The sequence below is a fragment of the Bacillus sp. FAU20 genome, assembly GCF_056033865.1.
The window spans coordinates 452,187-466,577 of the sequence record NZ_JBVYHY010000027.1; the positions used below are offsets into that span (position 1 = coordinate 452,187).

15 protein-coding genes are annotated in these 14,391 nt (G+C 35.4%); 11 read left to right on the forward strand and 4 right to left on the reverse strand.

All coding sequences use genetic code 11. The annotated features are described in order from the left end of the window. Window positions 1–165 precede the first annotated feature (165 nt). From cdr to AC0OM3_RS28040, 9 genes are all read left to right on the forward strand, one after another. Window positions 166–1,830 (forward strand): CoA-disulfide reductase, encoded by a 1,665-nt coding sequence (gene cdr / locus AC0OM3_RS28000; protein ID WP_474213322.1) that lies wholly within the window; start codon window positions 166–168, stop codon window positions 1,828–1,830. Window positions 1,831–2,013: 183 nt separating this feature from the next. Continuing rightward, the gene (locus AC0OM3_RS28005) at window positions 2,014–2,277 is read left to right on the forward strand and encodes a metal-sensitive transcriptional regulator (RefSeq protein ID WP_000456206.1); all 264 of its coding nucleotides are present in this window, start codon (window positions 2,014–2,016) and stop codon (window positions 2,275–2,277) included. 73 nt (window positions 2,278–2,350) lie between these two features. Then, complete coding sequence (locus AC0OM3_RS28010; RefSeq protein WP_102947847.1) at window positions 2,351–2,926, forward strand: sulfurtransferase TusA family protein; 576 nt, start codon at window positions 2,351–2,353, stop codon at window positions 2,924–2,926. Window positions 2,927–3,012: 86 nt separating this feature from the next. After that, on the forward strand, window positions 3,013–4,143 hold the full coding sequence (locus tag AC0OM3_RS28015; RefSeq protein WP_474213328.1) for an MBL fold metallo-hydrolase: 1,131 nt from the start codon (window positions 3,013–3,015) through the stop codon (window positions 4,141–4,143). A gap of 27 nt (window positions 4,144–4,170) precedes the next feature. Then, window positions 4,171–4,401, forward strand: coding sequence for a sulfurtransferase TusA family protein (locus AC0OM3_RS28020; RefSeq protein WP_002163852.1), 231 nt, complete (start codon window positions 4,171–4,173; stop codon window positions 4,399–4,401). Window positions 4,402–4,439: 38 nt separating this feature from the next. Next, window positions 4,440–4,799, forward strand: a complete 360-nt coding sequence (locus AC0OM3_RS28025) for a rhodanese-like domain-containing protein (RefSeq protein ID WP_001092316.1) — start codon at window positions 4,440–4,442, stop codon at window positions 4,797–4,799. Between the two features lie 14 nt (window positions 4,800–4,813). After that, window positions 4,814–5,110 carry a rhodanese-like domain-containing protein gene (locus tag AC0OM3_RS28030; RefSeq protein ID WP_000661812.1) on the forward strand — a complete coding sequence of 99 codons (297 nt, stop codon included), beginning with the start codon at window positions 4,814–4,816 and terminating at the stop codon, window positions 5,108–5,110. Window positions 5,111–5,170: 60 nt separating this feature from the next. After that, window positions 5,171–5,650 (forward strand): DsrE/DsrF/DrsH-like family protein, encoded by a 480-nt coding sequence (locus tag AC0OM3_RS28035; RefSeq protein ID WP_000437741.1) that lies wholly within the window; start codon window positions 5,171–5,173, stop codon window positions 5,648–5,650. A gap of 33 nt (window positions 5,651–5,683) precedes the next feature. Further along, window positions 5,684–6,448 carry a sulfite exporter TauE/SafE family protein gene (locus AC0OM3_RS28040; RefSeq protein WP_000060624.1) on the forward strand — a complete coding sequence of 255 codons (765 nt, stop codon included), beginning with the start codon at window positions 5,684–5,686 and terminating at the stop codon, window positions 6,446–6,448. A gap of 33 nt (window positions 6,449–6,481) precedes the next feature. Here AC0OM3_RS28040 and AC0OM3_RS28045 read toward each other — a convergent pair whose 3' ends face one another. Continuing rightward, complete coding sequence (locus AC0OM3_RS28045) at window positions 6,482–6,922, reverse strand: hypothetical protein (RefSeq protein WP_000642362.1); 441 nt, start codon at window positions 6,920–6,922, stop codon at window positions 6,482–6,484. Between the two features lie 147 nt (window positions 6,923–7,069). Continuing rightward, on the reverse strand, window positions 7,070–8,251 hold the full coding sequence (locus AC0OM3_RS28050; RefSeq protein ID WP_000437394.1) for an LCP family protein: 1,182 nt from the start codon (window positions 8,249–8,251) through the stop codon (window positions 7,070–7,072). A 314-nt stretch (window positions 8,252–8,565) separates the two neighbouring features. Here AC0OM3_RS28050 and AC0OM3_RS28055 point away from each other — a divergent pair, with 314 nt between their 5' ends. Beyond that, window positions 8,566–9,561 (forward strand): YhdH/YhfP family quinone oxidoreductase, encoded by a 996-nt coding sequence (locus AC0OM3_RS28055; protein ID WP_474213333.1) that lies wholly within the window; start codon window positions 8,566–8,568, stop codon window positions 9,559–9,561. 37 nt (window positions 9,562–9,598) lie between these two features. On the opposite strand, the gene AC0OM3_RS28060 is transcribed toward AC0OM3_RS28055, so the two are convergent. Together AC0OM3_RS28060 and AC0OM3_RS28065 are read right to left on the reverse strand one after the other, a co-directional pair. Beyond that, the gene (locus tag AC0OM3_RS28060; protein ID WP_474213335.1) at window positions 9,599–11,254 is read right to left on the reverse strand and encodes a Na/Pi cotransporter family protein; all 1,656 of its coding nucleotides are present in this window, start codon (window positions 11,252–11,254) and stop codon (window positions 9,599–9,601) included. A 351-nt stretch (window positions 11,255–11,605) separates the two neighbouring features. Then, window positions 11,606–12,808 carry an MFS transporter gene (locus AC0OM3_RS28065; protein ID WP_000503246.1) on the reverse strand — a complete coding sequence of 401 codons (1,203 nt, stop codon included), beginning with the start codon at window positions 12,806–12,808 and terminating at the stop codon, window positions 11,606–11,608. A gap of 472 nt (window positions 12,809–13,280) precedes the next feature. Here AC0OM3_RS28065 and AC0OM3_RS28070 point away from each other — a divergent pair, with 472 nt between their 5' ends. After that, the gene (locus tag AC0OM3_RS28070; protein ID WP_474213337.1) at window positions 13,281–14,369 is read left to right on the forward strand and encodes a DUF871 domain-containing protein; all 1,089 of its coding nucleotides are present in this window, start codon (window positions 13,281–13,283) and stop codon (window positions 14,367–14,369) included. The last annotated feature ends 22 nt before the right edge of the window (window positions 14,370–14,391 follow it).

The window sequence follows — 14,391 nt, forward strand, 5'->3', positions numbered from 1 at the left end:
GGACATAGGATACTGTGTCCGTTCTGTTTATTTGTTTCAAATTTGTGAAAGAAAGCCATATATATTGAAATTAGTTTTTTTATATTCTATCATATACCCATACAGGTATAGGTTATTTGTGATGTGTTAGAAAATTAAATAATCAATAGGATGGAGGTTTGAAATATGTTCAGAAAAATTGTTGTAGTAGGCGGAGTTGCTGGCGGGGCCTCAGTAGCTGCAAGGCTTCGTCGTTTAAGTGAGGAAGATGAAATTATTATGGTTGAACGCGGTGAATACATTTCGTTCGCAAACTGTGGATTGCCATATTATATTGGCGGTGTCATTACAGAAAGACAAAAGTTATTAGTACAAACTGTTGAAAGGATGTCAAAGCGTTTTAATTTAGATATACGTGTATTGAGTGAAGTGGTAAAGGTTAATAAAGAAGAGAAAACAATTACGATAAAGAATGTAACTACAAATGAAACATATAACGAGGAATATGATGTTTTGATTCTTTCACCAGGGGCGAAACCAATTGTTCCACCTATTCCGGGCATTGAAGAAGCGAAGGCGTTGTTTACGTTACGAAATGTACCTGATACAGATCGTATAAAAGCGTATATTGATGAGAAGAAACCACGTCATGCGACGGTTATTGGTGGAGGATTTATTGGAGTGGAAATGGTTGAGAATTTAAGAGAACGCGGGATTGAGGTTACTCTTGTAGAGATGGCAAATCAAGTGATGCCACCAATTGATTACGAAATGGCGGCATATGTACATGAGCATATGAAGGTGCACAATGTTGAGCTTGTTTTTGAAGATGGTGTAGATGCGTTAGAGGAGAATGGGACTGTTGTACGTTTAAAAAGTGGCTCAGTTATAAAAACAGATATGATTATTTTAGCAATTGGTGTACAACCAGAGAGTAGTTTAGCGAAAGATGCAGGATTAGCATTAGGAGTTAGAGGAACGATAAAGGTAAATGAGAAATTTCAAACATCTGACCCATATGTATATGCAATTGGTGATGCGATTGAAGTGAAAGATTTTGTTATAGAAACAGAAACGATGATTCCTTTAGCTTGGCCAGCTAATCGTCAAGGTCGCATGTTAGCAGATATTATTCATGGTCATACAGATTCTTTATATAAAGGTACGATGGGAACTTCTGTGGCTAAAGTTTTTGATTTAACAGTTGCTTCGACTGGAGTAAATGAGAAAATATTAAAACGATTAAATATACCCTATGAGGTAGTACATGTACAGGCAAATTCTCATGCAGGATACTATCCAAATGCTACGCCAGTGCTAATAAAATTAATTTTTAATAAAGATAGCGGAAAGATTTACGGAGCACAGGCTTTAGGACGTGACGGGGTAGATAAGTGTATAGATGTTATCGCGACGGCAATGAAGGCAAACTTAACAGTAATCGATTTACCGGATTTAGAATTATCATATGCCCCGCCGTATTCTTCTGCAAAAGATCCAGTAAACATGGTGGGGTATGCTGCAAGTAATATAGTAGATGGTTTTGTGGACACAGTGCAATGGCATGAAATAGATCACATTGTTGAAAATGGTGGGTACCTTATTGATGTTCGAGAGCCTAATGAACTAAAACAGGGAATGATTAAAGGCACTATTAATATTCCATTAGATGAATTACGTGATCGATTGGATGAAGTGCCAATGGACAAAGAAATATATATCACTTGTCAACTTGGTATGAGAGGGTATGTTGCAGCGCGTATGTTAATGGAAAAAGGATATAAGGTAAAGAATGTAGATGGTGGTTTTAAATTGTATGGGACAGTATTGCCAGAACGTGTTGTATATTGATATTTTTCATTTTCTACTTCAAGATTTAGTGGAAGATGAAAACCTATAGATTAAGGTTTTACTTTTTGTTTTGTGAACATATAAGGTGAAAATTAAAAATAGGGTTTACAAAATACCCTATAGGGTATAATATATTGTCATAGGTTATAAATAGTGACATAATGGTAATGAGGTGATTATACAATGGAATATAATCAAGACATGAAAAATAGATTAAAACGTATTGAAGGGCAAGTTCGCGGTGTGCTTCGTATGATGGAAGAAGGAAAAGATTGCCGAGAGGTTATTACACAGTTAACGGCATCTCGTTCTGCACTTGATCGTACAATTGGACTTGTTGTTGGGACAAATTTAGAGCAATGTTTGCGTGAGCAGTTTGAAAGCGGTAATGGTTCAAATGAAGAATTAATTAAAGAAGCTGTTCAATTACTTGTAAAAAGCCGATAATCTGTCAAACATAATTGTTGACAGATTTTCAAAAACACTTTCATATACCCATACAGGTATATGTATATAAATTATGGAGGAATCGACTATGAGTATAAAAGTGGATATGAATCTAGATTGTAAAGGTTTGGCTTGTCCGATGCCGATTGTAAAGACGAAGAAGGCGATGGAAGGATTGACGTCAGGGCAAGTGATTGAGGTTCAGGCAACAGATAAAGGGTCTATTGTGGATATACAAAGTTGGGCGAGTAAAGTAGGTCATCAATATATCGGGACGAAACATGAAGGTGATGTATTGATGCATTACGTTAGAAAAGCAAATGAGCATGAAATGAATGAAATAGTGAAATATCCTCATACAATTACGAATTCGGAAGTGGAAGAGATAGTATTAAGTGGTCAAGAGTGTATTGTAGTAGATGTTCGTGAAGCGGCGGAATTCGCTTTTGGTCATATTCCATCGGCTGTTTCCATACCGTTAGGAGAATTAGACAGTGCAGTGTTAGATCAAACGAAGCAAATTTATGTTGTTTGCCGAACTGGCAACCGTAGTGATGTAGCTTGCCACATGTTGAAAGAGAAAGGTTATGCAAATGTGAAAAATGTCATTCCAGGCATGTTAGAGTGGCAAGGGAATGTGGAAAAATAAAGTGAAACTTTAATCAGTGGGGGCTTACTGCCCATTAAAGCGGGATAAAATTTTTTAAACAAAAACATACCTATGGGGGTAATTAGATGAGTGTTAAAGCATTACAAGCAAAAGATGTTGCAGAGAAAGTTTTATTCGGGGAGTTGTTTATTTTAGATGTTCGTAATGAGACGGATTATGAAGATTGGAAAATTGAAGGAAAAGAAATTACTTCAATAAATGTACCGTACTTTGATTTATTAGAGGGGGTAGATCATATTATCGGTGAACTACCTAAAGATAAAGATGTTTTAGTAGTATGTGCAAAAGAAGGATCTTCTATATTTGTGGCAGAGCAATTAACAGAGGCTGGATTAGAAAATATTTATTATTTATCTGGTGGTATGAAGGCTTGGAGTGAATATGTAAAGCCTATAAAAGTGGGAGATTTAAAAGATGGCGGAAGTATGTATCAGTTTAACCGCCTTGGAAAAGGTTGCTTATCATATATGGTGATTTCAAACGGTGAAGCAGCAGTTATTGATGCAGTAAGAACAGTTGAAGCGTACGAAGAGTTTGCGAAAGAGCATGGCGTTACGATTACGAATGTAATGGATACACATTTACATGCAGACCATATTTCTGGCGGACGTAAGTTAGCGGAAAAAGTAGGTGGTACGTATTGGTTGCCGCCAAAAGATGCAGAGGAGGTTGTGTTCTCATATAAACCGCTTGTTGAAGGATCTGTTATTACGGTTGGGGGTACTAAAATTGAAATTGACGCATTATACTCACCGGGGCATACGATTGGGAGTACGTCATTTATTGTAGATGATTCCTATTTATTATCAGGTGATATTTTATTTGTAGATTCAATTGGACGTCCAGACCTTGCTGGGAAAGCTGAAGATTGGGTAAGTGATTTACGTACTACTTTGTATAGCCGATATAAAGAACTATCTCAAAACTTAGTTGTGTTACCGGCTCATTATTCAAAAATAAGTGAAATGGACGAGAGTGGTATCGTTAGTGCTAAATTAAAAGATTTATTTGCGTATAATGCAGGATTAAATATTGAGGATGAGGGAGAGTTTCGTAAAGTTGTAACGGAGAATTTACCACCTCAGCCAAATGCTTACGAAGAAATTCGTCAAACGAATATGGGTAAAATTCATCCGAGTGCAGAGGAAGAACGTGAAATGGAGATTGGTCCAAATCGTTGTGCAGTTCATGAATAATAAAATAAATAAAACATGGAGGAATAGATGATGAATGTAAAACAAGTATTAGATGCGAAAGGATTAGCATGTCCAATACCGATTGTAAGAACGAAGAAAGCGATGGATACTTTACAAACTGGAGAAGTGTTAGAAATACAGGTAACGGATAAAGGATCAGTGAAAGATATTCCAGCGTGGGCAAATAAAACTGGTCATGACATCGTAAAGCATGTAGAAGAAGCTGATGTGCTGAAGTTTTGGATTAAGAAGGCGTAGTGAAGCAATAGTTTTGTAAATATAGAGAGGTTGGTTATATGAACACAATATTAAGTACGCTTTTCATTGTACTTGCTGCATGGTTTGTTATTTCACGATTTTTACCAGTGAAAGGTGTTCAAAATATAAATGGCAAAGAATTGAAAAGTATAGTGGGAAAAAAGGGGAAGTATTTTATTGATGTCCGTACAGTAGGTGAATATAGAGGGAATCATATGGAAGGCTTTCAAAATATCCCCCTAAATGATCTAGCAAGCAAGGCGAATCAATTAGATAAGAATAAGGAAGTAATCGTTATTTGCCAAAGTGGAATGAGAAGTAAGCAAGCAGCAAAGATATTGAAAAAACTAGGGTTTCAGCAAGTAATAAACGTTTCAGGTGGTATGAATAGTTTGTGAGGAGGGACTTTAAAATGAAAGAAATGACTACAAAAGAATTAGAAGAAAAATTGTTGCGTAAAGAAGTGGTAAATATTGTGGACGTACGTGAAGTAGAAGAAGTAGCTGAAGGGAAAATTCCAGAAGCATGTAATATTCCACTAGGACTATTAGAGTTTCGTATGCATGAATTAAATAAAAATCAGGAATATATTATCGTTTGTCGTTCAGGCGGGAGAAGTGCAAGAGCTGTTCAATTTTTAGAAAGTTACGGTTTTCGAGTAATCAATATGGTAGGCGGTATGTTAGCTTGGGAAGGAAAAGTAGAATAGGGAGAAACAATTTTTTATAAATAAAAAAATACCCCTATAGGTAATTGGAGGGAGAACAATATGGAACAACAGAAGAAAACGACAATCGTGTTATTTAGCGGAGATTACGATAAAGCAATGGCTGCTTATATTATTGCAAATGGTGCAGCGGCGTATGATCAAGAGGTAACTATTTTTCATACTTTCTGGGGATTAAATGCTTTAAGGAAAGATGAACATGTGAATGTAAAGAAAACATTTATAGAAAAAGTATTTGGAAAAATGATGCCACGCGGTGCTGATAAGATGGGGTTATCTAAAATGAATTTTGCTGGTATGGGACCAAAGATGATTAAAGGCATTATGAAAAAACATAATGCAATGCCTTTGCCAGATTTAATTGATTTGGCAAAGGAACAGGGGATTAAACTTGTAGCTTGTCAAATGACAGTAGATTTATTAGGGTTAAAAGAGGAAGAGATTATGGAAGGGGTAGAGTTTGCAGGTGTAGGGGCATATTTAGCAGATGCTTCGGATGGGAATGTGAACTTATTCATTTAAATCACCTTCTTTTTAGAAGGAGGGGGATGTAAGGTGAGTTTAGTATTATTACTTTTTATAATTGGGTTTATAGGATCGTTTATATCAGGAATGGTTGGAATTGGCGGTGCGATTATTAACTATCCAATGATTTTATACATTCCAGTACTGTTAGGATTTACTGGCTATACGTCTCATGAAGTGAGCGGTATTACAGCGGTACAAGTATTCTTTGCAACTTTTGCAGGTGCGTGGGCATATCGGAAAAGTACTGATATGAATAAAACGTTAGTTGTGTATATGGGAGCTAGTATATTAATAGGAAGTTTTATAGGAAGTTTTAGTGCAAATCTATTAGATGAACATGCTGTAAATGTTGTTTATACAGTATTAGCGACCATTGCAGCTATGATGATGTTTGTACCGAAGAAAAATAATAGCGGAGCAATTAATTATAATAAATGGTTAGCAAGTGTGTTAGCGTTTATTGTAGGAGGTGTTTCGGGCATTATTGGAGCTGGCGGTGCATTTCTTTTAGTTCCTATTATGCTAGTTATTTTAAAATTACCATTGCGCATGACGATAGCAACATCTATCGCTATTACGTTTATTTCTTCAGTAGGGATTACGACTGGAAAAATGATTACTGGACAAGTAGTTGTGATTCCAGCTCTAATTATTGCGGTTGCAAGTATATTTGCTGCGCCACTTGGAGCACGAGTCGGGAAGAGGATAAATCAAAAAGTACTACAATATATGTTATCGATTTTAATTGTCGGCACTGCTGTTAAAATGTGGATTGATATGATATCGAAATAAAAGGATGGCGCTGCTTGCAGCCCATCCTTTTATTTATGCCCAAATAACTTTCATTAAGTTTTTATACTCGTCATTTGCTAATTTATATAGCATTCTTGTATGTTCAAAGACAAGTGCTGGATTAAAATTTGGTTCTGAGAATGCAAGAGATGTTGAAATATCAATTGCATTTTGCTTGTTTAATGTGAATTTTGCAAAGCGATAAGATGTATTTAATTCATTGATGACATGTAAAATATCATTTGTTGATGTTGCATCAGGCACGTGAGCAACATTGAAGCAGTATATATCCACCGTAGGATGTTCGTTTTGGAAAGCAGCGATAAGTTGAATTTTTGCGCCAGCTTCAGTCTCTAATCCTACTGAAAAATGAACAGAGCCATCATTTTCATCTATATTTTCTTCCATGTATATATCGTTGGATTTTAAGTAGTCTTTAAAATCTGAGATGTTATGTTTTACTGCAGCTTTCATATGTATGAGCCCCCTGATAATTGGAATAGATTGCTACTATTTATTATAATTTAAAAATATTAAAAAAGATAGTTAGAAAGTTCTGATTTTTGTATTTGGAAGAATAAAAGAAGCGGTTCTCTACCTCCATAGAGAACCGCTTCTATATTATTCATTGTCATTAGACGATGTTTCTGTACCTTCACTACTATTTTCATTTTTGCTTGATTTGTGCTCGTTCTTATTTTCAGACTTAGATTCTTTTGTCTTTTTCGAATCAGAGTCTGAGTCAGACTTTGTATATGCAGGTAGTCCAAGATGAGTACGAAGTTCATTTGTAACATTAGCTAATTCTTTTTTATCTGGATTGTAATAGTAAGTTCGACCACCACCAGCAGATTTGCTACAAGTATCGTCACCTTTTGCCATATAGCAATCATCACCTTGGATTTGTAATTTCTCAATTTCCGAATCCGATCCATATTTATAGAATGAAAGCATATCATCAAATGTTAAGTTTGTAACGAATTGTCCGTTAATATCATCAATGATGCTGCCAACTTTTGTTACAGAACCAACACTTGTTAGTTTCTTTAAAATAGCCTCGATAACGAGTTGTTGACGTTGTCCACGCATTGCATCACTATCGATGTGTCTTGTTCTAGCAAGAGCAAGAGCTTCTTCGCCATTTAACTTTTGAACACCTTTTTCTAGGTGAATTGCCTCAGCATTATCATTGCTATCTTGCTCAGTAAATTCAACTGGTACATCAACTTCAACACCGCCCAAGTCATCGACGATTTTTATAAATGATTTAAAGTTAAATTTCACAAAATAATCAACAGGAACATTCATTAATTTTTCAACTGCATCAATGCTTGCTTGTGGTCCACCATTTTTTCCATTTTTAGCAGAACCGAATGCATGAGCGTGTGTAATTTTATCTTTTTTCTTTTCTATTGGAATATAAGTATATGTGTCACGTGGGATACTTAATAGTTTAACAGTTTTGCTATCTTTATTAAATGTTGCAAGTAAAAGCGCGTCTGTTCTTATAGCTTCACCATATTCTTTTCCACGGACATCGCTTTCATCAACACCCATTATTAAAACAGAGACATTGTTTGTAATAGGTTTTACAGCTTTATCTCGTAAATCAGATTTATCACCGCGTGCTAAATCGTGTGCGGCATTTCGAACAGCAGAAGATGCTTTATTTACTAAAAACCAAGTATAACCGCCGCCTATTAATAAAACGAATAGTATAGCGCTTATAATAATTTTTATTTTTTTCTTATTTTTTTTCGGTTTATTGCGTGTATTTTCTTGCAAAGATGGGTTTTGCTCCATTTCCTGTACTCCTTCATTTGGATTGAAATACGACACTCATATCCACTTATTATAATGAAATTTAGCGAAAAAAAACATTACAAATCATTTACATTTCGTAAAAATTCAATTTATTTATAAAAAGTCAGATTTTCTATATGTTATTTTTTAGATGTAGAATAAGTATAAGGGCTTTTAGTAGAAATGAAAATATATATTATGAGAAAGTGATAGGGAAGTAAGATTTGTTGAAATATAGCCAAGAAGAAATGAGTAAGCTTACTTATTTCTTCTATATAATAAAGAAGAATTTGACGGATAAAGGAGAGAGCATAATGAATCATACATCATTCCGAGCAATCATTGTGAACGAAAAGGAAAATCATCAGTTTGTAAGAAAAGTTGTTGAGAGAGAAGTAAGTAGTTTACCTGAGGGAGACGTATTCATACAAGTTCATTATTCTTCATTAAATTATAAAGATGCTCTTTCAGCTACTGGTAATAAAGGTGTTACGAGAACATATCCTCATACGCCAGGAATTGATGCAGCAGGAGTGGTTATAAGTAGTAAAGATGCTACCATTAAGGCAGGAGATCAAGTCATTGTAACGGGATATGATTTAGGGATGAATACTTCTGGTGGTTTCGGAGAGTATATTCGCGTGCCATCATCTTGGATTGTCCCTTTACCAGAGGGAATGTCATTAAAGGAAAGTATGATGTACGGAACAGCAGGTTTTACAGCGGCTTTATCAGTATATAAGCTTATGAGAGCAGGTATAACCCCTAGTATGGGGGATGTTTTAGTAACGGGTGCTACAGGCGGCGTAGGGAGTGTAGCTGTAAGCATTTTAAGTAAGTTAGGGTTTAACGTAGTAGGAGCGACAGGGAAAATGGAAGAGGAAGATATGCTACTACGTCTAGGCGCGAAAAAAGTGATTCATCGCGCGGAATTGAATGATGAATCAGGAAGACCAATGTTAAAAGGGATATACGCGGGGGTTATCGATACTGTAGGTGGACGTATGTTAGAAACAGCTTTAAAAACAGTAAAGTATGGTGGTTGTGTAACGACATGCGGTAATGTGGCAGGTCAGCAATTACAAACAACGGTATATCCGTTTATTTTACGAGGCATAAGCTTTTTAGGGATAGATTCTGTGCAATGTCCAGCAGATGTGAGAAGTGATGTGTGGACGCTTTTAGCGAATGAATGGGGAAATAAAGAGTTACTATCTTATACAGAGGAATGTACATTAGAAGAACTAGAGAAGAAGTTTGCACTTATATTGCAAGGAAAGTTAAAAGGAAGAACAGTTGTTAAAATATAATGAAAAAAGAGACGCTTAAGTTAGCGTCTCTTTCTTATCATAATGATTGTTTTAAATTGATTTTACCTTGTTCACCTAAAACACCATCAGCAATATTTACAGCGTGATCACCAATGCGCTCTAAGTTACTTACCATATCAACGAAGATGATACTTGCATCACCTGAACAGCTACGTTCGTTCAGACGTAATACGTGACGTTTACGAAGAACACGTTCCATTTGATCGATTTTACGTTCTTTTGCAATAACAGTTTGAGCTAGTTCAGTATCGAAGTTTGTTAAAGCTTCAACTGAGTCTTGCAGTGTTGAAATAGTTAATTTTAGCATTTCGTTTAATTCAGCTAATGCTTCATCTGATAGTGAAACACGGTTTGAAATTTGGAAATCTACAAGTTCTACAAGGTTTTCTACATGATCACCCACACGTTCAATATCTCCAACAACACCTGCTAAAACGGAATGTTTTTCAGAATCCGTAGGTGAAAGTGGCTTTTCTGATAGTAAAACTAAATACTCGGTAATTTTTTTATCTAAATTGTTAATAGCTCCTTCTAATTGAGTAGCCATGTCAGCGTGTTTTTTATCTTGTGTGTTCAAAAATTGGTTTGCTTCTTTTAATCCATGTAATGAAAACTCAGCCATACGAATAATCTCTTTTTGTGCTTCTGTTAATGCGATAGCAGGAGATTGTTCAATAAAGATTGGATTTAAATGTTGCGGTTTGAAGTCAATAGCTGCATCTTCCCCGCGAATAATTTTTGTTACAATCCATGCTAATACTGCAATAAACGGAAATTGAATAATAGTATTCGTTACGTTAAACGTTCCATGTGCAAATGCAATTGTCATTTCTGGATTCAAGTTTAATGACGTTTGGAAGTATAGAATTAAATTTGTAAAAGGTATTAATAAAATTGTAAAGATGATTGTACCGACGATATTAAAGATAACGTGAACTAATGCTGCGCGTCTTGCAGCAATTGAAGTACCGATTGCTGCTAATACAGCTGTAATTGTTGTACCGATGTTATCACCAAACAATACAGGAAGGGCAGCTTGTAAATCGATTGCACCTTGACCGAATAGTTCTTGTAAAATACCGATTGTTGCACTTGAACTTTGTACAATTAAAGTAAAGACTGTACCAACAACAATACCTAAAATTGGATTATCACTCATGCTAACTGTTAATTCTTGGAATGATTCTAAAGAGCGAAGAGGTTTCATGCCTGTGCTCATTAATTCTAAACCGAAGAATAACATACCAAAACCGAATATAACTTGACCTAAAGAATGTACTTTTTTATTTTTAAAGAAGAATAGTAAGATTGCTCCAACTGCCATAATTGGAAGAGCATATTCTCCGATTTTAATTCCGATAATAAATGCAGTAACCGTCGTACCGATGTTTGCACCCATAATAACACCGATTGCTTGTCTTAATGTCATAAATCCGGCACTTACAAGTCCGACTGTTAAAGCGGTTGTTCCTGAACTGGATTGGATTAATACAGTAACTAACATACCAGCTAGTACACCCATTAGTGGGTTTGTTGTAAAGCGATCTAGAATATCGCGAAGACGATCTCCAGCTGCTTGTTGCAGTCCATCGCCCATGTATTTAATCCCGAATAAGAAAATACCTAATCCACCAATGAACTGGAAGATCATATCTTGAACATTATATTCCACGCATTCCACTCCTTAAATTTCATGTACGATGTAATTATTAACTGAACCTTGAGTTACTGTAAACGGTTTGCTAGTAAAATTTACACTAAATTTACAAAGAGAAGAAAAGTTTACAATCCCTTAAAGAAACAGCTGTATTTTATTGGTTTACATCTTATTTAAATCTTAATTTTGTAAAGAAATCACACTTTTTAGAATAATATTGTTCAGTCGAATATCAAGGAAAGCGTCTGCGAGTTCATCGTATATTTTTTGAGGAAAGTTAAAAAAATATGTAGGAAAATGCATGTAGTTTTATAATAGCAAAGCGAGGAAAAACAATTTTTTTAACACGATAAAAAAGCCACTGAATTATCCAGCAGCTTTTTCCGTGTTTTTATCGCCATGCTTTTGTTTTCTTATGCTTGTAATGTAAATGAAGAGAAAAGCAATAAGTAATAGAGAGGAGTAACGATATACAGTTGCATAGTTTGTAAAGTGAGCAATAAATCCAAATATAATTGCTCCAGCGCCTATTCCAAGGTCAAATGCGGAGAAAAATGTAGCAGTTGCTACGCCGCGTCGATGGGGTGCTACGCGGTCAATCATCCATGCTTGTAGTGCAGGTTGGATCGCTCCAAAACCACTTCCGTAACATGCTGCAGCAATAATTAAGCTCGGAATTGTCGTCGTATACGACAATAAAATAATGCCTGTAAACGTTATAATAACTCCCGGAATGATGACGAATGTATGCCCTTTCGCATCATATAGCTTTCCAGAGAATGGACGAGTCACAGCGATTGCTAGTGCGTTACATAAAAAGAAGAGACTAATATCAGCTATGCCGACTTCTGTAGCAAATAGTGTGATAAAACTTCCGATTCCTCCGTACATTAATGTAATACATAATATTAATAATGAAGGAAGTAAAGCTTTACGCTCAATAAATCCATCGAGAAAAGTACTAGATGATTGTTGTGGCGGCTGTTTCGTTTTTTGGATTTGAAGTAGCTTTGTTAATATTAATGAAACAATTGTGCACGATAATGCACATAAAAAAAGAATTGTGAAATTATATGTTTGCATAAGCCATAGTCCGATAAGTGGACCGAGGGCCATTGCAATTGTTCCAGAAAGGCCAAAATATCCCATGCCTTCTCCGCGGCGAGCTGAGGGAATTAAATCAGAAACGACAGTTCCATATGTAGTCGTTGTAACACCGAAACCAGCTCCGTGTAAAATACGAACAGCAAGCAAGAGAAAGATTGTTGAGGCGAAAAGGTAACTGCCCATAGCGAGTAAACAAATAGCAGTACCGATCATTAAAATGATTTTTTTATTAAATTTTTGCAAGGCGTTCCCAGTTAGCGGTCTAACAAAAAGTGCCGCAACGGTAAACATGCCGACAACAAATCCGATATTGGAACTTGTGCCACCAATTTCTTTCACATAAACAGGTAAGGTTGGAATTAACATTTGAAACCCTAAAAACATACATAAGTTTGCAAAAATTAAAGCAACAAACTCTTTTGTCCATAACGGCTCTCGTTTTACGAGTATTGCTTCTCCCATATATTCATCCCCTATATAAAATTTTCCCGCTATTAACGGGCAGTAAAACTCCCACCTCAAAATCGGACTGGAGCAAAGAAGTTAGGTGGGAGATCAACTGCCCGTAAATGCCCGATTGGTTCAACTAATAATCAGTGGGGGATGAACCCCCCCCTCACTGATTAAAGTTTCACTTTATCTCTTTTCTTTCGAGTATATGTATTGGCCAATGAAACAGTCAAGGAAGGTGTCTTGAAAACGGATAACAATTTTTAAGATGAAAAACTGACAAATTTGTGTAAAAGCTACACAACTATGAAAAAAAGATGTAAAGTATAGATGTATAGACTTGTAGGTGTTAAGAATGATAGAAATTATTTTTTCTTTAAAGAAAGCGGATTCAAAAGAGTAGTGAACAAGAAGGGGATATATACTTTTTCACTACATATATTTGAAAAGGTTTACAATATGATGAAGAAAGAGGCGTGTACATATGAGACGATTAGGTATTTCTATTTATCCAGAACATTCAACAGTAGAGAAAGATAAGGAGTATTTAACATTAGCAAGTAAATATGGATTTACACGTGTGTTCACATGTTTATTATCTGTGGATGGAGAAAAAGAGAAAATTATAGAAGAATTTAAAGAAACGATCTCTCATGCGAATTCATTAGGGTTCCAAGTATTAGTTGATATTAGTCCATCTGTTTTTGAACAATTAGGTATTTCGTATAATGATTTATCATTCTTCCATGAATTAGGTGCGTACGGTATTCGTTTAGATGTCGGTTTCTCAGGATTAGAAGAATCAATTATGACTTATAATCCGTATGGTTTGAAAATTGAGATTAATATGAGTAATGGTACGAAGTATGTAGATAACATTATGAGTCATAGACCAAATCGTGAAAATTTAATTGGTTGTCATAATTTTTATCCGCATCGTTATTCAGGGTTATCATACGATCATTTCATTAAATGCTCGAAACAATTTAAAGATTACGGTATGAGAACGGCTGCTTTTATTTCATCATTTGATGCAACATACGGACCTTGGCCAGTAACAGAAGGGTTATGTACATTAGAGCAGCATCGTGAATTATCGATGACAACACAGGCGAAGCATTTATTCGCGACGGAATTAATTGATGATGTTATTATTGCAAACGCATATGCGTCAGAAGAAGAATTACAAGCACTAAGTGCATTAAATAAAGAAAAACAAGCATTTGATATAGAACTATATGATACAACGACAGAACTAGAAAGAATTATCGTATTAGACGAACCACATTTTTATCGAGGAGATGTATCTGAATATATGATTCGTTCTACACAAAGTCGTGTGAAATATAAAAAAGAAGAGTTTAAACCTCATAATACGCGCGAAATTAAGCGTGGAGATTTATTAATTGACAATGAGCAATATGGCCAGTATAAAGGTGAATTACAAATTGCATTAAAAGATATGGTGAATACAGGAAAAACAAATGTAGTTGGTCGAATTGTAGAAGAAGAGATTTTCTTACTAGACTATTTACAAGCATGGGATAAATTCGGATTCACATTAAAGAAATAGAGAGAATATAAAGGGGAAAAAC